This is a genomic window from Pedobacter sp. Leaf176 (assembly GCF_001424305.1).
Lineage (GTDB): Bacteria > Bacteroidota > Bacteroidia > Sphingobacteriales > Sphingobacteriaceae > Pedobacter.
In genome coordinates this window covers 1-21,706 of sequence record NZ_LMPD01000004.1, presented here as the reverse complement: position 1 = coordinate 21,706, position 21,706 = coordinate 1, and the positions used below count along the sequence as shown (strand labels likewise).

The 21,706-nt window shown below is 37.4% G+C and carries 20 protein-coding genes; 11 read left to right on the top strand and 9 right to left on the bottom strand.

Annotated elements, in window-relative coordinates:
• Positions 1-19 precede the first annotated feature (19 nt).
• The gene (locus tag ASF92_RS12590) at positions 20-1,423 is read right to left on the bottom strand and encodes a tetratricopeptide repeat protein (protein WP_056093372.1); all 1,404 of its coding nucleotides are present in this window, start codon (positions 1,421-1,423) and stop codon (positions 20-22) included.
• A 248-nt stretch (positions 1,424-1,671) separates the two neighbouring features.
• On the opposite strand from ASF92_RS12590, the gene ASF92_RS12585 reads away from it, so the two are divergent.
• From ASF92_RS12585 to ASF92_RS12570, 4 genes are all read left to right on the top strand, one after another.
• The gene (locus ASF92_RS12585; protein WP_056093369.1) at positions 1,672-2,130 is read left to right on the top strand and encodes a nuclear transport factor 2 family protein; all 459 of its coding nucleotides are present in this window, start codon (positions 1,672-1,674) and stop codon (positions 2,128-2,130) included.
• 42 nt (positions 2,131-2,172) lie between these two features.
• A complete protein-coding gene (locus ASF92_RS12580; RefSeq protein WP_056093365.1) occupies positions 2,173-3,714 on the top strand; it encodes an aldehyde dehydrogenase family protein in 1,542 nt (513 codons plus the stop codon).
• Positions 3,715-4,071: 357 nt separating this feature from the next.
• Positions 4,072-6,861: an outer membrane beta-barrel family protein gene (locus ASF92_RS12575; protein WP_056093361.1), complete on the top strand. Its 2,790-nt coding sequence runs from the start codon at positions 4,072-4,074 to the stop codon at positions 6,859-6,861.
• Positions 6,862-6,866: 5 nt separating this feature from the next.
• Positions 6,867-7,649, top strand: a complete 783-nt coding sequence (locus ASF92_RS12570; protein ID WP_056093358.1) for a GLPGLI family protein — start codon at positions 6,867-6,869, stop codon at positions 7,647-7,649.
• A 30-nt stretch (positions 7,650-7,679) separates the two neighbouring features.
• On the opposite strand, the gene ASF92_RS12565 is transcribed toward ASF92_RS12570, so the two are convergent.
• Positions 7,680-8,606 carry a GDP-L-fucose synthase gene (locus ASF92_RS12565; protein ID WP_056094439.1) on the bottom strand — a complete coding sequence of 309 codons (927 nt, stop codon included), beginning with the start codon at positions 8,604-8,606 and terminating at the stop codon, positions 7,680-7,682.
• Positions 8,607-8,721: 115 nt separating this feature from the next.
• Between ASF92_RS12565 and trmB the strand changes: the two genes are divergently transcribed.
• The 4 genes from trmB (at position 8,722) to ASF92_RS12545 (ending at position 10,684) form a co-directional block, all read left to right on the top strand.
• On the top strand, positions 8,722-9,372 hold the full coding sequence (gene trmB / locus ASF92_RS12560) for a tRNA (guanosine(46)-N7)-methyltransferase TrmB (RefSeq protein ID WP_056093355.1): 651 nt from the start codon (positions 8,722-8,724) through the stop codon (positions 9,370-9,372).
• Positions 9,372-9,701, top strand: a complete 330-nt coding sequence (locus tag ASF92_RS12555) for an MGMT family protein (RefSeq protein ID WP_056093353.1) — start codon at positions 9,372-9,374, stop codon at positions 9,699-9,701. The genes trmB and ASF92_RS12555 overlap by 1 nt, the downstream gene beginning before the upstream one ends.
• Before the next feature lie 64 nt (positions 9,702-9,765).
• On the top strand, positions 9,766-10,113 hold the full coding sequence (locus ASF92_RS12550) for a carboxymuconolactone decarboxylase family protein (RefSeq protein ID WP_056093350.1): 348 nt from the start codon (positions 9,766-9,768) through the stop codon (positions 10,111-10,113).
• A gap of 28 nt (positions 10,114-10,141) precedes the next feature.
• Complete coding sequence (locus tag ASF92_RS12545; protein ID WP_056093348.1) at positions 10,142-10,684, top strand: GNAT family N-acetyltransferase; 543 nt, start codon at positions 10,142-10,144, stop codon at positions 10,682-10,684.
• A gap of 49 nt (positions 10,685-10,733) precedes the next feature.
• On the opposite strand, the gene ASF92_RS12540 is transcribed toward ASF92_RS12545, so the two are convergent.
• Positions 10,734-11,414 (bottom strand): hypothetical protein, encoded by a 681-nt coding sequence (locus ASF92_RS12540; RefSeq protein ID WP_056093345.1) that lies wholly within the window; start codon positions 11,412-11,414, stop codon positions 10,734-10,736.
• 151 nt (positions 11,415-11,565) lie between these two features.
• Here ASF92_RS12540 and polA point away from each other — a divergent pair, with 151 nt between their 5' ends.
• The 3 genes from polA to ASF92_RS12525 all read left to right on the top strand — a co-directional run bounded on the left by polA (position 11,566) and on the right by ASF92_RS12525 (position 15,666).
• Entirely contained in the window at positions 11,566-14,376 is a 2,811-nt protein-coding gene (gene polA, locus ASF92_RS12535) for a DNA polymerase I (protein ID WP_056093341.1), read from the top strand.
• A 2-nt stretch (positions 14,377-14,378) separates the two neighbouring features.
• Positions 14,379-15,236: an energy transducer TonB gene (locus ASF92_RS12530; RefSeq protein ID WP_056093337.1), complete on the top strand. Its 858-nt coding sequence runs from the start codon at positions 14,379-14,381 to the stop codon at positions 15,234-15,236.
• A gap of 94 nt (positions 15,237-15,330) precedes the next feature.
• The gene (locus ASF92_RS12525; RefSeq protein ID WP_056093333.1) at positions 15,331-15,666 is read left to right on the top strand and encodes a hypothetical protein; all 336 of its coding nucleotides are present in this window, start codon (positions 15,331-15,333) and stop codon (positions 15,664-15,666) included.
• Between the two features lie 131 nt (positions 15,667-15,797).
• Here the strand turns inward: ASF92_RS12525 and ASF92_RS12520 are convergent, their stop codons facing one another.
• From ASF92_RS12520 to ASF92_RS12490, 6 genes are all read right to left on the bottom strand, one after another.
• A complete protein-coding gene (locus ASF92_RS12520) occupies positions 15,798-16,475 on the bottom strand; it encodes a metal-dependent hydrolase (RefSeq protein WP_056093331.1) in 678 nt (225 codons plus the stop codon).
• 146 nt (positions 16,476-16,621) lie between these two features.
• Complete coding sequence (locus ASF92_RS12515; protein WP_056093330.1) at positions 16,622-16,927, bottom strand: YbaB/EbfC family nucleoid-associated protein; 306 nt, start codon at positions 16,925-16,927, stop codon at positions 16,622-16,624.
• Positions 16,928-17,106: 179 nt separating this feature from the next.
• The gene (locus ASF92_RS12510) at positions 17,107-18,336 is read right to left on the bottom strand and encodes a serine hydrolase (protein WP_056093326.1); all 1,230 of its coding nucleotides are present in this window, start codon (positions 18,334-18,336) and stop codon (positions 17,107-17,109) included.
• A 67-nt stretch (positions 18,337-18,403) separates the two neighbouring features.
• Complete coding sequence (locus ASF92_RS12505) at positions 18,404-18,955, bottom strand: cupin domain-containing protein (protein ID WP_056093323.1); 552 nt, start codon at positions 18,953-18,955, stop codon at positions 18,404-18,406.
• 482 nt (positions 18,956-19,437) lie between these two features.
• Positions 19,438-19,896 (bottom strand): Fur family transcriptional regulator, encoded by a 459-nt coding sequence (locus tag ASF92_RS12495; RefSeq protein WP_231729806.1) that lies wholly within the window; start codon positions 19,894-19,896, stop codon positions 19,438-19,440.
• A 255-nt stretch (positions 19,897-20,151) separates the two neighbouring features.
• Positions 20,152-21,291 carry a TlpA disulfide reductase family protein gene (locus ASF92_RS12490; protein WP_056093313.1) on the bottom strand — a complete coding sequence of 380 codons (1,140 nt, stop codon included), beginning with the start codon at positions 21,289-21,291 and terminating at the stop codon, positions 20,152-20,154.
• Between the last annotated feature and the right edge of the window lie 415 nt (positions 21,292-21,706).

Sequence of the window (21,706 nt, the reverse complement as noted above, 5' to 3'; positions counted from 1 at the left end):
ATTTTTTTCACATGAATGTCTACCTGATAAATCTATTTATTACATTGATAATGGCGCTGTTATCCTGTAACTGCGGTAAATATTCAAATAAAATGTAGTGCTTATCCGGATCAATTGTTAAAGCAGTTTCTAAATACCCTAATGCATCGGCATAGTTCCCCAATGCAAACAGATAGGCAACCATCCTGTAGTAGAGTTCAGCCGCTTCAGGGTTATTTTTAATTGCTTCAGCCATGGTTTCTGAGGCTTCAAGAAGTTTTCCCTGCTCATAGAGAACGGTACTAAAATCCAGCCAGGCCTCGATATCCAGGGGGTTATATTCTAAAACTTTTTCATAAGCCGTTATCGATTCTTCTATCTGGTTCAGTTTGTAATAAGCATCCGCCATTGCAAACCAGAAATCAGAATTCTCTGACTCTAAATCGATGGCCTTTTTATAAAAATGTAAAGATTCAAAATAGCGCTCTTCATGGTTTAACGTAACACCGATTCCAAACCAGGCATCTGCCATTTTTGGATCCATCTTCACCGATTTCTTATAATAAGAGCGGGCCTCGTCCATTTTTTCCAGCTTTTCATAACACTCCCCAATGGCACAATAGGTATCGGCATTTGGTTGCTCATATTCGAAGGTTTGTTTGTAAACCTCTATTGCTTCATCATATTTATCTAACTGAACAAGGGCATTGCCTTTATTAAAATAAGCAGAACTGAAATCTTCTTTAATTAAAATGGCATAATCGTATGCGTCAATTGCTTTTTCGAAAAGATTAAGTTTATGAAAGCTATTACCAAGATTATACCATGCCGCGTAAGAATAAGGATCGGTATCGATATATTGCTGATAAAATTTGATGCTTTCTTCCTGCTTGTCCAGAACGTCATAGCAAAAAGCGAGTTCATATAAACCATCCTGGTTCTCCATGTTTTGTTCCAGACTCATTTTTATATAAGTAATGGCACTTTCATAATCAGACATGTTCTGGTAAACATAAGCGATTTGCAACAGAATTTCGTCTGTGCTTTCAGCCAACAGGAGCGCCTGCTCATAGTTTTCCAGTGCCTCACTGTAACGTTCCGTATTTTGATAAATATTACCGCGAAGTAAATAAATGTCAGGTTCTGATGACTCCAGCAGCTCTGCTTTTTGTAAGGAAAGGAAAGCCTGTTCGTTATTGTTTGTTAAAATAAACAGGTGCGCCTGCTTAATTAAAAAAACAGTGGCATAGGGGTGTTGGCTTATCGCATAATCGACAACCTGTAATGCTTTTACGGGATCGTTTTTTTCAATGTAAAAATCTACAATATATTCAAAAGCACCCGCATCGAAAAAATACTGATCTTTATTCCGGATCATTTCCTCGTAACGTTCTACTGAACGTTGAGCATCTTCATTGGATTCAAAAAAGAATTCTTCTTCCATATTTTTAACTGTTAAAGAACCGTGCCATTAGCCAAAAAACACTATATAATTTTACAATATTTACCAATGTGGTTAAAAAATAATTATTAACATTGGATGTTATCCTCAACATAATTCACTGAGAATAAACCACATCAATTGTTTTTGGATGTGTGAATAATCAAGAATATTTTTCTTTAGCGCAGTTTCTTTTCCCTTCTCCTACAAAAATAACATAAATTTATATCAGTTACAGTAATTAGCAAGTCATGAAAAAAATAGTCTTTTTAGCACTTATGTGTGTATTTTTCAGTAAAAAAATTTTAGCGCAAAGCGTAGATGAGGATGCCGTAAAGAAAACTGTAGGCAATCTTTTCCTTGGAATGAAAACCAGCGACAGCACTTTAGCGGCATCTGCGTTTGCACCTAACAGCATTTTGCAAACGATTGTAAGTAAAGAAGGCAAGAACACCGTTCGAACCGAGTCCGTTCCTGATTTCATTAAATTTATAGGCACACCACATAAACAAAAGCATGATGAGCGAATCGTATTTACAAAGATACTAATCGATGGGCCTCTGGCTAGTGTCTGGACAGATTATAAGTTTTATGTAGATGAGCAGTTTAGCCACTGCGGAGTAAATTCTTTTCAATTGGTTAAAGGTGAAAAGGGCTGGCAAATTATATATATTATTGATACCAGAAGAAAAGATCAATGTAAATCTTAGCTTTGAAAATTGAGCCAAAAGGAATTTTACGAATCATATATTATGAAAACAGATATTCAATCGATATTAAATAAATTAGGAATTGAGCCAAGCAATGCTGCTTTCAGTACAGGAAGTGATTGGGGAGGTAATTCGAATTCAGAAACAATTGATGGTTTTTCACCTGTAGACGGCAGAAAAATAGCCATGGTGAAAGTTGCTAACCAGTCGGACTACAATTCAGTTATTGAGAAGGCTCAGGAAGCTTTTATTTTCTGGAAAACGGTTCCATCACCAAAAAGAGGTGAAATTGTTCGCCAGTTTGGCGATGCTTTACGGCAAAATAAAGAAGCCCTTGGTACACTTGTCTCATACGAAATGGGAAAAAGTTTGCAGGAAGGTTTTGGCGAAGTTCAGGAAATGATAGATATCTGTGATTTTGCAGTCGGTCTTTCCCGTCAGCTTTATGGTTTAACCATGCACAGCGAACGTCCCAGCCACCGCATGTATGAGCAGTGGCATCCACTGGGAATTGTAGGAATAATTTCTGCATTTAATTTTCCTGTAGCGGTTTGGAGTTGGAACGCGGCTTTAGCGCTGATTTGTGGAAATGTTTGTGTCTGGAAACCATCCGAAAAAACCCCCTTAACAGCAATTGCATGCCAGAAAATCATCGCCGGGGTATTGCTGGCAAACGATATTCCTGAAGGCGTTTCCAATTTGATTATTGGCGACAGGTCAATAGGTGAATTGATGACTAATGATGGACGGGTACCCTTAATTTCGGCCACTGGCTCTACAAAAATGGGTAAAGCTGTGGGTGCTGCTGTAGGCGCTCGTTTAGGGAAAAGCTTATTGGAACTAGGCGGGAACAACGCCATCATTATATCTGAACATGCGGATCTTGATATGAGCTTAATTGGTGCTGTTTTTGGCGCTGTTGGTACGGCCGGACAGCGTTGCACGTCCACCAGAAGACTTATTATCCATGAAAATATTTACGATTTATTTACCGCAAAGCTGATTAAAGCTTACGCGCAACTCAGAATTGGCGACCCCCTGGATCAAAATAACCATGTTGGTCCGTTGATTGATACTGATGCCGTAGAAGCCTACCTCGATTCTATTGAGAAATGTAAAAACGAAGGGGGAAAATTTCTTGTTGAAGGTGGCATTTTGCAGGGCGACGCCTATACCAGTGGATGTTATGTAAAGCCTTGTATTGCTGAAGTTAAAAATGACTTCAAAATTGTTCAGCACGAAACGTTTGCACCCATTTTATATTTAATAAAATATAAAACGTTGGATGAAGCAATTGCTTTACAAAATGGTGTACCACAAGGATTGTCTTCTGCGATAATGACCCTAAATTTAAGAGAAGCAGAGCAGTTCCTTTCAAACCAGGGCTCTGACTGCGGCATAGCTAATGTAAATATTGGCACATCAGGGGCAGAAATTGGTGGTGCCTTCGGCGGTGAAAAGGAAACCGGTGGTGGGAGAGAAAGTGGCTCCGACGCTTGGAGAGTGTATATGCGCCGACAAACAAATACCATAAATTATTCGCACACGCTTCCTCTTGCACAAGGTATTAAATTCGACCTGTAGTTATTTTATAAGTGGGTTACTGACTTTTAAAGAGTTAGTAACTCTAATATCTGTGAATATTTATTCAAAGCGATGATTTAAGTTACCTGCTAACTCCTTTGTGATATGCTCACTTGTCCGCTTGCCGTATAAAAAACAATTATTGTTTTGTCAGGAAGCAAACAAAACATCCTTGAAAAGTAACACAAAATACTTGCATGCACTATTTAACCGCAATCCGGATGAATTGTAGTTAAGTTTCATTGGCATTATTAAACATATAAGAGGCTAACTGCATAACATTATTGTTAAAAAAAGTTAACACACATTAAAACTAACATATTAGTTTTATCTTCGGTAAATAAACCAACCTCATCTATGAAAAAAATGTTACGCTCTTTGTGCATGCTTCTTTTCTGTTTTGTAGCATCAAAAGCACAAAATATGCACACTATTAAAGGCCGTGTTATCGACACGGCATCGACGACAATATTAGGAAACACTTCTATTTCTGTATTGAACGCTAAAGATTCAACACTGGTAAAATTCACCAGGGCATTGGATAATGGCTCATTCGAACTGAACAATATAAGAAATGGTAAGTATATCTTACTGGTATCTTATCCAAAATATGCCGATTTTGTCGATCATTTTATCTTGGATTCAACAAAAAAAGACATTGATTATGGTAAAATAAATCTGACGGGCAAGGCTCAGCTTCTAGCTGATGTCATCATAAAAGGCAATCGATCGGCAATAAAAATTAAAGGCGACACAACTGAGTTTGATCCCCTAGCCTATAATATAGAACCAAACTCCAAAGTAGAAGACCTGATTAAACAATTTCCTGGAATACAGATAGATAGAGACGGAAAAATTACGGCACAAGGGCAAAAAAATGTTAAGGTTTTAGTAGATGGAGAAGAATTTTTTGGCGACGACCCCACCCTTGTAACTAAAAATATACGGGCGGATATGGTGGATAAAGTTCAGCTATATGACAAAAAAAGCGATCAGGCAACTTTTACGGGAATTGATGATGGAGAGAAAACTAAAACCTTAAACATCAAATTAAAAGAAAATGCAAAGAATGGCTACTTTGGAAAAGCTATTGCCGGGCTTGGCACAGACGGCTTTTATCAGGGACAGTTGTTATTCAATAAATTTACTGGTAAAAAGAAATTCTCTGCTTATGGTTTATTTGGCAATAATGGCCAGGTTGGTTTAAACTGGGAGGATAGCCAAAAGCTTGGTGCATCCGGAGGTGCAAACGTTAGCGACGATGGTGGCATTTATTTTTCAGGTGGTGGCGACGAGTTTGAGGGATGGGGCGGACAATACAATAATCAGGGTATTCCTATTGCAAGAACTGGTGGTTTACATTTCGATAGTAAATGGAATAACGACAAAGAAACCCTTAATACCAATTATAAGATAGGTTCATTAAGGGTTACCGGAGATAGAAATACAATCAGCCAGAATAATTTAGCTTCCGGCATCATAAACAATACTTCTAACCAAACTTTCGATAATGATATCTTCAGGCAAAAGATGGATGCAATGTATGAGATTAAGCTGGATACCACATTAACTTTAAAAATAAATGTAGATGGCACCTTGAAAGAAAGCAAAACGTTTCAGGATTATGGAACGCTCAGTACCCGCGGAGATAACAGCCTTTTAAATACGAGTACAAGAAGGTTAACCAATGATGCTGATGATAAAATCTTTAATTTTAATGCATTTTTAACGAAAAAATTAAAGAAAAAGGGGCGCACCTTATCCCTGAATTTAAGTCAGTCTACGACAAGTAGTCAAACGGATGGATATTTAAACTCTTCTAATCGCTTTTACAATGTTTCAGGCGCATTAGACAGCATTGCTAACATCAATCAATACAAAGTTAACGATATAACTAATAACGCTTTTAAATCAAACCTGGCCTATACGGAGCCCCTTTCCACTTCTTTGACAGTCGTTTTAAATTACGGCTTAAGTCTGATAAACGGCAGATCTGATCGGAAATCATTTAACGAATCAATTCCGGGAAGATATGACATTTTAGATAACCAGTTTAGCAATGATTACCAATTGGACCAAACTATAAATCAGGGCGGCGCTATTTTCAATTATAAAAAAGGTAAAACGGTAATTAACGCCGGTTCTAAATTCAGTGGCGTTAACTTTAAACAAGAAGATTTATATAACAATAAAACCTATAATCGAAATTTTGTAAACTACATGCCACAGGCCATGTACCAATACAATTTTTCCCAACAAAAATCTTTCAGGCTAAATTATAACGGAAACACCAACCAGCCGTCTTTAGACCAAATTCAGCCCATTAGGATAAATACCGATCCGCTAAACATCACCCTTGGTAATCCTGAATTAAAGCCCTCGTTTAGAAGTTCCATAAGCGCACGTTACAATACATACAAGGTGTTAACAAGTCAATCCTTTTACATCAGCGGTTATTACAGCTTTACCAATAATCCAATCGTAAGTAATGTTTTTACAGATGCTGCAGGTAAAAGTACTTATCAGGCCGTAAATATTAATGATAAAGTACCGACTAACTTTAGTCTTTATTCGAGTATTGACAGAAAAATTTTAGGCATTACCATGGGGTTGGGCTTCAACATGAATGGAAGCAATTCATATAATTATATAAATAACGTTTTGAATGAAACCAAAAATATGAGTTATTCTCCTCAAATAAATATAAACAGATATAAAGAGGGAAAATATAATTTTTATGCCTATTTCGGTCCTGATTACACAACAACCGAAGCCTCTGTACAGCAAGCTTTCAACAGCAATGGATGGGGTGCCTCTGGTTACTTTTCCGGGTCGGTACAATTACCGGGTAAATTTGAAATCAATTCGGACGGAGAATATACATATAGAGGAAAAACACAGGCCTTTAATGAATCTTTTTCGCAATTTATATTGAATGTAACTTTTAGTAAAAAGTTTTTCAAAGCACAGAATTTAAGGGCTTCCATTAAAGGCAATGATCTTCTAAATCAAAATCAGGGATTCAGCCGTTCTGCTTTTAACGGTAACATCACACAAACAAGTTATACAACAATCAGAAGATATTTTATGGCTTCAGTGAGCTGGGATTTTACTAAAATGGGCGGTGGTACTAAAACTCAAAAATAATCACAATGAAAACGATATTAAAATATATGATTACTTGCACAATTATTTTATTAACAAATAATTGCTTTGCGCAGAATGTACACTTTATTAAAAATGGCATAATAGAATTCGAAAAAAGATCGAACATGTATGCACTGATAAAGAAAAAAATAAATAAGAATAATGAAAGTTATATGCAACAAGCTTTCGATAATTACAAAAAGAACAATCCCCAGTTTAAAGCAGCAAAAAGCACATTGAGATTTAACGCCGATAAAGCGGTTTACAAGTTCGAAGACGAATCTACACCTACTACCAATAACTGGCTTTATAACAATCCGATAGCTGATTTGAAAAACATAATTGCTACTGATTTTAAAACAGAAACAAGCACTATACAGAAAAGTGTATACGAAGCAACTTACCTGGTAAAGGACAGCGTTCGCAAAATTAACTGGAAAATTACAGATGAAACCCGTGATATTGCAGGATACGAATGCAGGAGAGCAAACGCTATTATAATGGATTCAGTTTATGTGGTTGCTTATTATTGTAACCAGATTGCCGTTTCTGGAGGACCGGAGTCTTTTACCGGTTTACCCGGAATGATATTAGGACTGGCTTTACCGCATGATAACATTACCTGGTTCGCCACTAAAATAACTGAAGTAACCGTTCCCGAAAAAGAATTGTTACCGCCTGCTAAAGGTAAACCTATAGATAATGCAGGGCTAAAAAAAATCTTAATAGCTGTGTTTAAAGATGAAGGGGAATATGCACAGCCTTATTTGAAAGCATTTATGTTATAGCTTAGGAGGGCTCGGCCCTCCTTTAAACAATTAATAACGGCTCATAAAGTCCTCGTAAGCCAAGGCGATCCCTTCAGGCAATTCAACCTTATGCTTCCAGCCCAAATTGTGAAGTTTAGTTACATCCATTAATTTACGGGGTGTGCCATCAGGCTTACTTGCATCAAAAATAAGTTCACCGTCGTAATTCAAAACCTCTTTAATCATTAAAGCAAGGTCCTTTATGGTTAAATCATGTCCAACACCAATATTAATCAGGTTTGGTTCGTTGTAATTTTCCATTAAAAAATAACAAGCATCAGCTAAATCATCTGCAAATAAAAATTCCCGCATTGGTGAGCCAGAACCCCAAACAACAACTTGTTTCTCGCCTTTGACTTTTGCTTCGTGCACTTTACGGATTAACGCTGGAAGTACGTGTGAATTTTGCGGATGGTAATTATCGTTATAGCCATATAAATTGGTAGGCATTACAGAAATGAAATTGCACCCATACTGGTCGCGGTAAGCGTCGCACATTTTTATGCCTGCAATTTTTGCTATAGCATAAGGTTCATTGGTTTCTTCTAATTTTCCAGTTAGTAAATAATCTTCTTTCAGCGGTTGTGCTGCTAATTTTGGATAAATACAACTGGAGCCCAAAAACATCAATTTCTTTACCCCAGTTAAATAAGCATTGTGTATTACATTATTCTGTATGGCCAGATTTTCGTATAAAAAATCCGCCCTATACGTATTATTCGCAACGATACCACCCACTTTTGCTGCTGCAAGAAACACATAATCAGGCTTTTCTACAGCGAACAAATCAGTTACAGCTTGCTGATTGCGTAAATCAAGCTCTGATGATGTTTTTGTGAGCAGATTGGTATAGCCTTCTTTTTGCAGTTTACGGTAAATAGCAGAACCAACCATACCGCGATGACCCGCAACATATATTTTAGCATTTTTTTCCACAGGTAACAAAGTTAAAATTTATCAAAAATACAATGAATTACGTTTATTACCGCCATTCGGAAAGAAAAATAATCTCGTAAATAATTTTAAATCTTATTTTTGCAGTAAAAAAAATTTGGGTAAAGATAAACTTAGACGTTTTGCAGAGATAGAAACTTTCGCAAACGTATATCAATTAGAGGAAGGAACACCGTTAAAGGGAAAATGGGCGGCTGCTCATTTTAATAACAACAATCCGGTTGTTTTGGAACTTGCCTGCGGAAAAGGCGAATATTCGGTAAATTTAGCGTGTTTGTTCCCGGATAAAAATTTTATAGGTATCGACTATAAAGGCAATCGCATTTGGCGCGGTGCAAAAACCGCAATAGAGGACGGTATAAATAATGTTGCCTTTTTAAGGATCCAGATCGAAAATCTACTCGACTATTTTAATGAAAGCGAAATCGATGAAATCTGGATAACATTTCCTGATCCTCAACCTCAAATCAGCAGAGAAAAGAAGCGTTTAACATTCCCGGCCTTCTTAAATAAATACAAACATATTTTGAAACCGGGGGGAAGGGTAAATCTTAAAACCGATAACGACCAGCTTTATGTTTACACTTGTGAAAAAGCTGAGGAACTTGGGCTCAAGGTTCATAAAAATACGGAACATTTGTATACATCAGAATTTGATGATGAGGTTTTATCGATAAAAACTTATTATGAAAAAAAGTATTTGCTGCACGATAAGAACATCAATTACATTCAGTTCTCATTTGAATAATGGACACTAACTTTTACGAACAGGTTTATGAAATTGCCCGATTGGTTCCACAAGGAAGAGTCACATCTTACGGGGCGATTGCGAAAAGTTTAGGTGCTGCAAAATCATCCAGAATGGTTGGTCATGCGATGAGCTATGCTGGCACAGCGCATCCAAAAGTACCCGCACACCGGGTTGTAAATAGCAGCGGCCTATTGACAGGTAAATTTCATTTTAGTTCTCCGGAACTTATGGAAGAACTTTTGGCTGCAGAAGGTGTAGAGGTTAAAAATAATAAAGTTGTGAATTTTAAAAAAGTGTTCTGGAATCCAATGGACCTTGATTTATGAGATTTCAGGATTCATTGCCGAACCTGTAGCAAAAAAAACATCAATCATTTAATAATCAATTAACATGGGCAAATTAGTAGAAGAATTTAACGGCTATCGCGAGAGGATGAACGATAGAATACTGGAAAGCGCCAACACGAATATCAAGCGCTTTTTTGCACTGGATACAACATCTTATGCGGACGGCGCATTGAATGTTAAAACAAAAGAAATGCTCGGTCTTGTTGCTTCCATGGTTTTGCGCTGCGACGATTGTATTAAGTATCATTTGGGCAAATGCTATGACGCAGGTGTGAATTCAGATGAAATGAACGAAATATTTATGATTGCAAATTTAGTTGGTGGCAGTATTGTAATCCCGCATTACCGAAGAGCTGTAGAATATTGGGATGAGTTGAATACAACTGACTAATGGGCATCCAAATGTTTATATTTGGGGAATGCAAAGCTATGCCAGAATCAGTGATGTAACATTAAAAAGCAACAAGCTATGCCTGAGGGCATTCCAGGTAGATGACTTACAGAATATATACGAGGGGCTTTCAAATGCAGATGTAATAAGGTATTATGGCATCAGTTACGATAGTTTAGAATCAGCCAAAGCGCAATTATGCTGGTTTGCCAATTTACAAGAACAAGGTGAAGGGATCTGGTGGGCTATACATTCTGCCAAGGATAATACTTTTTATGGTGCAATAGGATTTAATAATTTTAGCAGACAGCATTTAAAAGTCGAAATAGGCTTTTGGCTTTTGCCGGAATTTTGGGGAAAAGGAATAGTTTCAGAGGCCATAAAACTCGTTTCGAACTATGCTTTTAATTCTTTAAAGGTAAATCGAATTGAGGCATTTGTAGAATCAGAAAATACAAATAGTTCGAAGGTCTTACTCAAGACAGGATTTAATTATGAAGGGACGATGATGAAATGCGAAATTAAAAATAGTAAATTTATTGACATATCAATTTACGCCCTGTTGAAATAGTTTAGTGGAAACACTATCTTGCTTATCCCTGGATACTGGAAATCCTGTTCTATTTTTTCGCCTCGTTGTAAGTCCGCACCAAGTCGGTCACCTCTTTCGCATTAAGCGCTGTACTCGCTTCGACCATTACTTTTAAACTTGGTTCATCTCCCAGTTTCTGAAGCAGAATTGTTTTAACCTCTGCTTTCCTGGAATCGTCAGTTATCGCTTTAATTGGTATTTCCTGCAATGGGCCAGCGCCAGGTTTTTCAATAAAGTAGCGTACAACCGGTGCACCAGCTGGGCGATCGGGCAAACTGCGGCCGCCGCCTATGCTTACACCACCTCCCAAACCCATGCCACCGTAACCGCCGGTACCGGTTCCAATTCCAATGGATGGACTAAAACGCACTTTCTTTTGCTTTTGAACAGGCATCAATTTTTCTCCTCCAAAAGAATAGAGATTTACTTTACCGATTTCAATAACTTTAACAAAACGATATTCGAGATTTTTACCTGTAGCAAAACCTTTGCTCAAATAACTATTTCCATTCCAAAAGAAATTTTTAACATCCTTTGCAGGCAAAATTACATCAGCCTCATCATTAGCGCTAATAAAAACGGAAAAGTAATCTGTACCCTTAATTGTCCCACGAATTACATCATCGTTATTTTTGATGATAAAATCCTGTGCACAAACAGTTTGAAAACCGGATAAAATAATGGTGGCCAGAAAAAAGAAAATTCTCATAATTAAGGCAATATTTAGGATAACGCAATTTTAACGCTTTTGACACATCATTCCTAAATTTCATACGTTTTAGTTTCATCAGATTATTAACTTTGATTATATTAAACTGATAAATCTATTTTATCGGTTGTCATTAAAGCTGCGTAATCACATGAATAATAAAAAACTCTTTCTTTTAGATGGAATGGCGCTGATGTACAGGGCGCATTTTGCACTTAGCAAAAACCCTCGTTTTACCTCGACAGGCATCAACACATCGGCTGTGATGGGCTTTACGAATACGTTACTTGATGTTTTGAAGAAAGAAAAACCTACACATATTGCCGTGGTTTTTGATACCGAGGCACCAACAGAACGCCACACCTCTTTCGAGGCTTACAAAGCACATCGCCAGGCCATGCCCGAAGACCTGGCTGCCGCTATGCCTTACGTTATAAAACTAATTACAGGCTTTAATATTCCTGTTATAACTTCCGACGGCTACGAAGCTGATGATATCATTGGTACGCTTGCAAAAAAAGCCGAACTAAAAGGTTACCAGGTTTATTGCATGACACCCGATAAGGATTTTGCACAACTAGTGTCGGAAAATATTTTCATTTACAAGCCCGCACGTATGGGTAATGACATGGAAATTTTAGGTGTGAAAGAAGTTTTGGCTAAATGGGAAATTGAAAATGTGCTTCAGGTTATTGATATTTTAGGTTTGTGGGGTGATGCTGTAGATAACATCCCAGGCATTCCGGGAATTGGCGAGAAAACGGCCAAGCTTTTAATTAAGCAATATGGCTCAGTAGAGAATATTATCGCCCATTCGCATGAGCTTAAAGGCAAACAACGCGAAAACGTAGAAAACTTTGCCGAACAGGGTTTAATATCAAAAAAACTAGCTACAATACTTTTAGATGTTCCTGTTGAATTGGATGAAGCAAGTCTGGAACTATGTGATCCCAGTAAAGATTTATTGGAACCATTATTTACTGAATTGGAATTCAGAACGTTAGGTCGCCGCGTGTTTGGAGATGAATTTTCTGTTACAACAGCTAAATTCCAGGAAGGCACCCAAACCGACTTATTTGGAAATCATCCGGGTGAAACCATCCAGTATACAAATACGCTGGAAGAAGAGCCCGCCGAAAAACTTCCCGCAAAGACAATAGAAAATACCGAACACAACTATCAATTGGTGGAAACTGCCGAACAACGTGCAGAACTTATAAAATTGTTACTTAGGCAAGAAAGAATATCTTTCGATACAGAAACAACAGGCACCGATGCAAACATGGCCGAATTGGTCGGTTTATCGTTCTCGATAAAACCTAGCGAAGGCTATTACATTCCGGTTTCGGCGAATCGTGAGGAAGCTCAAACTGTTATCGATGAATTCAGAGTGGTACTTGAAAATGAAGCGATTGAAAAAATCGGACAAAACACCAAATATGATATTTTAGTTTTCAAATGGTATGGACTGCAGGTAAAAGGAAAAATTTTCGACACCATGCTGGCGCATTACCTTATTGACCCGGATACCCGCCACGGAATGGATGTGCTTTCGGAAAATTACCTGGGTTATTCTCCAATTTCGATTACAAAATTAATAGGCCCGAAAGGTAAAAATCAGGGCACCATGCGTGATGTTCCGGTAATTGATGTGGTGGATTATGCTGCCGAAGATGCAGACATCACCTTACAACTTGCACACGTTTTTGAACCAAAGCTGAAGGAATTAAATGCAGCCAAGTTAGCTGAGGAAATTGAAAACCCCCTGGTTTATGTATTAGCCGATATTGAAAAAGAAGGTGTTCGGATTGATATAGATACGTTACAAGCTTATTCGAAGGAGTTGGAAACAGACATTATCAAATTTGAGCAAAATGTATATGATAAAGCCGGCATCAAATTCAATTTAGCTTCTCCTAAGCAATTAGGCGAAGTATTGTTTGATAAACTCCAGTTAGATCCAAAAGCCAAGAAAACTAAAACCGGCCAATATCAAACCGGCGAAGACGTATTAACAGCGCTCGCAAGTAAAAGCGATATCGTTCAGGATATTTTGGATTTCCGCCAGCTACAGAAACTCAAATCTACTTATGTTGATGCGTTGCCATTAATGGTGAATCCAAAAACAGGTCGTGTACATACTTCATATAACCAGGCTGTGGCTGCAACCGGAAGATTAAGCTCCAACAACCCTAACCTACAGAATATTCCCATACGAACAGAACGGGGACGAGAAGTAAGAAAGGCATTTATCCCCAGAGATGAAAATCACATCCTGCTTTCGGCCGATTATTCGCAAATAGAACTTAGAATCATTGCCGAAATAAGCAAAGAGGAAAACATGCTGGAGGCGTTTAGTAAAGGTATCGATATCCATACGGCAACAGCCGCAAAAGTTTATGGAATTGGCATCGAAGAAGTTGATGGTACACAGCGTAGAAATGCCAAAGCGGTTAATTTTGGAATTATTTACGGCCAATCGGCTTTTGGATTATCTCAGAACCTCGGCATCCCCCGCAAAGAAGCTGCTGAAATAATCGAACAATATTTTGCCCAATACCCAGGCATTAAACGCTATATGAGCGATACCATGAATTTCGCCAGGGAAAACGGTTTCGTAGAAACGATTATGGGCAGAAGGCGCTATTTAAGGGATATTAATTCTGCTAACCAAACTGTTCGTGGCTTTGCTGAACGAAATGCCATCAATGCGCCAATACAAGGCTCGGCAGCAGATATGATTAAGATTGCGATGATTAACATCCATAAAGAAATGAAAGCGCAGAATTTGCAGTCTACCATGACCATGCAGGTACATGACGAGTTGGTTTTCGATGTGCTGAAAACAGAAAAAGAACTAATGAAAGCCCTCATTCTGGATAAAATGGCAAATGCAATTAAATTGACCGTGCCTATTGTTGTGGAAATCGGAGAGGGCGAAAACTGGTTAGCTGCACATTAATTATGAAAATAACATCGTTTTTTATCTTCAGCTTTATTGCGCTTTCAGCTTTTGCTCAACAAAGCGATACTTTGTATAGTTACACCAACATTGGCGGGAAAGAAGTAAAGAAGCTGGAAAAAGCTGTAAATGTTTACAAAATATATAAAACTGATAGCCTTGGCTGGATAAGGGTAACTTCTGATAAGCATCTAAATTTACTTAAAAAAGAAAACTTTGCTGATTCCAAATTAAGCATATTAAACGGACCTTACCTCGAATATCAAGGAGGAAAGATTAGTCTTTCAGGATCTTATATGAATGGGAATAAAACCGGTTCGTGGTTAAGGAATTACCCTGAAGGACAATTAATGGAATCTGAAACATACAGCGGAAATAGACTTAGCGGACCCTTTACCTCATACTATCCCAATGGAAAAATAATGGAACAGGGAAATTATGCGGATGGAAGAATGACCGGCGATTGGAAATTATATGGTGAGGAAGGACAGCTAATCTCTATTAAGGTTTTTAAAGACGGGGTGCTGTCAACTCCCGATAAAAGCAATATTAAATTATTGAATCTGATCCCTCCTCAGTTTCCTGGCGGAATGAAAATATTTTACCAGTACCTTGCAAGAAATATAAGATATCCGGCAGAGGCGCTCAATGCAAGGTTGACGGGAAAAGTTTATTTTCTTTTAACGATTGATAAAGAAGGGAGTCCAAAGGATTTTAAAGTTATTTCATCACCCGGCGATAGCCTCACTGCTGAAGCCAAAAGAGTTGTAATGAGTTCTCCAAAATGGATTCCCGCAACTGAAGATGGAAAACCTGTTGATATGAAACAAACCTTGAATATAAACTTTTCACTCAATTGATACCGCGGTTCTAATTTTTCTTATCTTCATTAAATCTTCATTCCGATTAATCAATTTTATATCAACATAAACGAGTAAAACAAAAATTAGAGACATGAAAAAATTATTGAGTTTAATCGCAATTGCCGTATTTGGTTTAACTACAGCATTTGCTCAAACACCAGCAACTACTGCCCCGACTAAAAAAGTTGTTAAAAAAGAAGTAAAAACGGCCACTACTCCGGCAAAAGCAGGTGTTAAGCAAGAGACTAAAAAAGTAGAAACTAAAACAACTACCACAGCATCGAAATTAAAGGCTGACGGAACGCCTGACATGCGTTTTAAAGAAAATAAAACAAAAACAGTAACTAAGGTTGTTGGTCCTACCAAAAAAGATGGAACTGCAGATATGCGTTACAAAGCAAATAAAGCTGCCGCTAAAAAGAATTAGGTCTAGTTTATAATTGAAAAGGGTTCCAGATGAAAATCGGAACCCTTTTTTATTCTTATTGGGATTATAAAAGAGCCGCAAATTTACTGATTAATTAAAAAAAATCTGTAAATCTGTAGCTTATCATTAATTTATAACTCTATTGTTTCTCCTACCTGAGGTAATAGTAAGGTTTTGTTTTCACGTTTAAACTTTGCTACCGCATCTTCTGTATCAATACTAATAGCCGGGAAAGTATTATAGTGTACGCCAATAATCTGATCACAATCAATGTATTTAGCTGCAATAACTGCGTCATCAACGTCCATAGTATAGTGTCCGCCAATTGGTAAAATTGCATAATCCAAATTATGTAATTCAGCTAATAACTTCATTTCCTGCGTTAGGGCCGTATCACCTGCAAAATAAATCTGTTTACCCATTAAGTTTAAAACAAATCCAGCCGGATTTCCTCCATAGCTGCCGTCCGGATTTGAGCTGCTGTGAACAGCCCACACCGTGCGAAGTTTGCCAAAAGGCAATTGCTGGGTGCCAAAGTTAATGTCGATTCCATTTTCTACACCTTGTTCTTTAATCCATTTAGCAACCTCAACCATTGCAAAAACCTGAGCATTAGTTTGCTTGGCTAATTCAACCAAATCGGCAACGTGGTCACTATGTCCATGGCTAACCAAAATATAATCAGCTTCAATCTTTGAAGTGTCAATATGTTTAGCTAAAGAGTTGTGTTTTATAAAAGGGTCGAAAAGAAATTTCTTGCCATCAGCTTCTATCAAAAAGCATGATTGACCGTAATAAGTTAAATTCATAATTTTAATATCAAAAAGATTTGAGAATCAGGATTTACGCAATATGAGTAAGGGTGATCTGCAATTAGGCGAAACAATAAAGCAATCCAACAATATTATTGTATAGTAGCATCTCCGTTTTCAGCCATAGTCTTCGAACTTTCGGCTTATTGTCCAAACATGCCACCTAAGCCACCAAGCATATCTTTAGCTGAAGCCTGCATTTCTGTAGAGCTTACTTCTTCTGCATTTGAAAGCGCCTTGTTTATTGCGGTTAATAACAGCTCTTCCAATTCTTCCTTATCCGCATTCTTTAAAAATTCTTCATCAATCGAAACGCCGGTAATTGCTTTGTTTGCGGTTGCGGTAATTTTAATTGCGCCATTTTCAACTTCACCGAATACTGAAATGGTATCTAAACGTTTCTTAATCTCTTCGGCTTTTTGTTGTGCCGCGAATAATTTATCGAACATAATTTGTTGTTTTTATAATAAAAACGAAATTAAGCTAAATTGTTTTTCCAATTAATGTTTTTATGTAAATCAAATGCAAGGAAAAGGCTATTTATAAAAAAGCAGGCTGAGTGATCGGAAACGAAATACAGATGATAACCTTAAAGCTAGATTTTACTTTTGATACAGCTGTATCAATTTTAATCTTCATCACTACCGGGTAAGCTACCGTTTCCGTGGTAAGCACCTTTTCTTATTATCGGCATGTTTAAATGTTTGTATAAATCATCCAGGTGCATTAAGCTCCCGTTAGTTAAATTCCCTAAGAAAATTACGACAATGTTTTTATCTAAATCGCGAACATAGATGTGGCGGAAACCGTGCCACCAACCCGTATGGTAAACAACTTTATCCATTTTCTCACCATCGAACATCCTCCAGCCGTAGCCATAATTGAAATGACCGTTAACTGGTTTGTTTCTACCAACATATGATGAATCGGTGCTTTGTTTATTGATAAACCTGTTGCTCTTTAAATATTTATCATATAGAACAAGATCGTGAACGGTACTATAAATTCCTTTATCTCCAACCGGACCATCTAAAAAATTTCGTACCACAGAGTATCGCCAGCTGCGATCATGCCCAACTACATCAACAGGAACTTTTTCATATTCAGTTGTGCTGTAAACGTGGGTATGTTTCATACCCGCGGGTTTGAAAATATGCTCCATCATGTATTGAGAATAGCGCTGACCGGTTACCTTTTCGATAATCGCACCCAAAACCATGAAGTTCGAATTATTATAATGAAAACGATTATCAGGTTTTACATAAGGATTTGGTTTGCGCTCGGCAATGATGTTCATTACCTGCTGATTGGTAACACCTTTTTTCATGTTACGCCTTTCCTTCCGCCAGATATCGTCAATAAAATAAACATAATTCATCATTCCGCTGCGATGAGTAAGTAATAGCTTCACGGTAATGCCTTCATAAGGAAAATTAGGAAAGAATTTTTTGACGTTATCGTTTAAAGAAAGTTTTTTAGCTTCTACCAATTGCATAATTGCCGTTCCGGTAAAAGTTTTCGTGATGGATGCCAGCTCAAATTCAGAATCTATTTTCAAGCTATCGCGATGAAGATAATCGGCCCAGCCAATGGCTTTTTCATATAAAATTTTACCATCCTTAGCCACAAGCATATTCCCATTAAAACCGTACTTTTTATGTAGGTTGTCGACGAAATCTGCAATCCACTTATCGCCTTTGGCAGGATTATAAACTAAAAGAAGGCTATCAGCTTTATCATCTTCCTTTGTTCTTATTTTAGCATCAGCAGCTTTCTTTTCTTCTGATTTTTTACTGTTACAAGCGGTTAACAGGGTTAAAGATATGGCAAATGCAGAGACTATATATTTAAAATTCATTTATTCAGGCAGACTAAATTTAAAACCCGAAAATTAAAGAATTTTGAGCCGTAAACCGCAAAGAGTTTTACACATTTTTACATTGCTGATTGTACCAACATTCAAATAAATGGCCACTATTCCCATAAACGGGATCATTGTCTGGCCGCTCAACTTTTGCGATATCCTCATCGGCACCAGGGCGTTCTTCGGCCTTGCCATATTTTATATTATAATCCGAACCTTTTGGATAAGCCCCAAGAACCGTAAAATCTTCGCTGGCTCTTAGTCTTTTATGCGCAACCCCAGCTGGAATTACCACCACATCACCTTTATCCAATTCTATGCAAACACCATGTTCGCCGCCAAACTGCACATCAGCATTGCCGCAATACACGCCCATAACCTCATGCGTATTGCTATGGTAATGGTGGTAGTCAAAAATTCCATCCACCCACGCGTTTGAGTAACCGTTTTGTGCAAAAACAGTTTGAATCACATCAATCTTGTCGTCTGGATGTATTAAAAATGCGCCTTTATAAATCATCAAAGGGTAAACCGGGTTATTAGGAAAATTACCATTTTCTTCAATTTTATGAGAAACTAAATAAGCTTCCTGAATTAATTTATCTTTATCCATGATTAGGTGTTTGTTATTTAACAAAGTATTAAAGAAACGGTTTAGATTTAGTTTTTGATTGTTTGGAAATTATTATTCCGCTTATATATCTGATTGCTTAGCCAGCTCATTCCCGGATTCTAAATGAATATCCTTTTCATGACAATGAATGCTTTCAATGATTAAGGCGCTTAAAAACAAAAACAATAGCATAAAAGCCCAAATTCGGGCGAATAACAAGTTTTTATATTTAGCTTTTCTGATTTCCAATTGCAACAAAGATACATTTAAAATGGTTCGTCCAAAAGTTTTTTTCAATAATTATGGGCAAAATATAGAAGAATGGACAAAATTCTTGATATCCATCAGGCAAGGCAATAGATAAGCAAGCTCATTTGCAAATAGATAGGAATAATAAGCTAACGACGTATTAGAATCGTCTTGAAGAGCATTTGGTACCTATAACTAGTTTAAACATATTAACAGATAAAGGAAAATTTTCTTTATTCACTTTTGTTATCAGAACAATAGGAGCAAAGTCCGACGGCTGTCAGGCTTATATTCTCAACGGAAAACCCTGGCGGGGTTTTGATGCGGGGAATTCGGACCGCATCCAGACAATACACCCGCTGGCAATTACGACAGTTAAAATGAAGGTGCTCATCGTGGTGCTCGTGCTGGGAGCAGCCTGTGGTACACAATGCATAATTTGCTGTTCCCTGACCGTCAAGAACCTTATGGATAATGCCTTTCTCTTCAAAAGTTTGCAATATTCTGTAAAGCGTAACCCGGTCCGCATCGCTTCCCATTACCTTTTCCAGAAAGGGTTGCGAAGTTGCCGAATCCCTTTTGCTGAGTATGTCCAGAACCTTCAGCCGGGGAAGCGTTCGTTTAAGACCGTTCTGTACCAGTAATTCAGCCAGTTTATCTTCTTGCTTTTCCATTACAGCAAATTTAATCATTAATGATCAGTTTGCATTTTTAATTATAACAGGCGGCACAAAATTCTCACTATTGTTTCCAGTTATGATAGCCAAGCTAAACATTCTAAAATTGCCGTCTTGTAACTTGCATTTCAAATGCGTCGTCATTGGTATAATATTGACGTGCTGGGTGTCTTACCTAGTTTATGTTTAGGACATAGATATTTTTTCGGCCTATAACCTAAACCCATCTGGCTATTCAATGAAAGCCCAGCTAAGATTTTAGTATAATAATCAAAGTGAAGCTGCTATCTTTTTTTCCAGTTGGGCCTCAAGCTCCTTGTAATATCCATTGTATGATTGTACAATTTTTCCATGGCTATCTACCAGGTAAAAAGATGGATAGCCATCAAAAGGATAAGATTTTTGCACAGATCTATCGGAAGTAAAACTCGATGACAAAACATTTTCCTTATGGTCAAAACGTGCAATAATTTCGCTGGTATCAATGGGGTAAATATTCAAAATTATAAAATTGCTGTCCAGAAATTTTTTGTGTAACCGGTTTAACATCTGTGCTGCACCTACACAGTGCGGACAACCAATTAAGCTAAAGTTCATAAGAACGACCTTTCCTTTATATGTTTCATTGTTAAGTTTCAGTCCTTTCAAATCAACTGCGTTTAGCGGCGGTGCAAGTGATCCATTTTCGAGAAATTTAACTGGTTCTCTTTTCTTTGGTAATCTGAAATAGTTCGGGATTGTGGCGGAACTTAAATCCGGAAAAATTACCTGGTTGATTTTGTAATTACTGTAATTATGGATTTCAACTAATCCGAAATCACTACCATCATCCGCCTTGCCTTTGAACATACTGATAATCTTGATGGGTAGCAGCGTTTTTTTATTAAGTATAAACTTATATATGATGTACTGGTGCTGCTCATTATCAATTTTATCCTTTTCAGTTACTTTAATATTGGTAAAGGCGTATCCATTTATCATGGTATCTGAAATAGAGATGGCTTTGTTTTTTACATCATTTAGTTTGCTCATCTTATCAGACCAATAAAGCAGGGTTCTGGTATCCTGTCCGGAGACGGGCTCCTTTTGAACGGTGTAAGTGCTGTCCCCGTAATGCAATGTTACGAGTTTAGTACCATCGAAAGCATATTTAACACGCTTTCCTTCCAAAATGTATTTGCCTGTTTGATGCGTTTTTGCTACTGAAGGCGATAACATGGATTTGATTGTGTCGCCGTTGAATTGATCTTGGAATGAAAATTTCGTTTCAACAATATCTGTATAGCTCAGATTTTTTGAGGCAGTGATTTTATCCGAAGACTTTAGTAACATCTGTGCTTCTGTTTGTTCCACGATTACTAAAATCAGTACAGAAAAGGCCAATAGAGGTTTTTTGAACGTAGTTTTCATTCCTCTAATTTAACAATAAGCCGTTGATGTTTAAAAGTTTAACTTATATTAACATATACAGCAAGGTTTCGTTAACTCTTTTTTTAGTAATGGGTTCATAAACAGTGGCAGCTATGCATAAGTGTTAAATGCTATTCCAGTAAACTGTAGCTCCGATAGAAAATTTATTGGCAGCTATCCAAATTCGAGGTTGATTAATATTAGCTTAAGATTCCGATGGTAAGGAGCCTTTAATTCAGATTACTCGGTAAATTAATACAACTTTCGTCTAGGAATTACTGGCGTTGGTCTATCGGTTATGTTTGCTGGTATAATACGGGGTTTTTGTGTGCAACGTTTTAGGGACAGCTGCGTCTTAATTACAAAACAACAACAAAAACTTAAAATATAAAAGATATTTCTGAACACCATAACC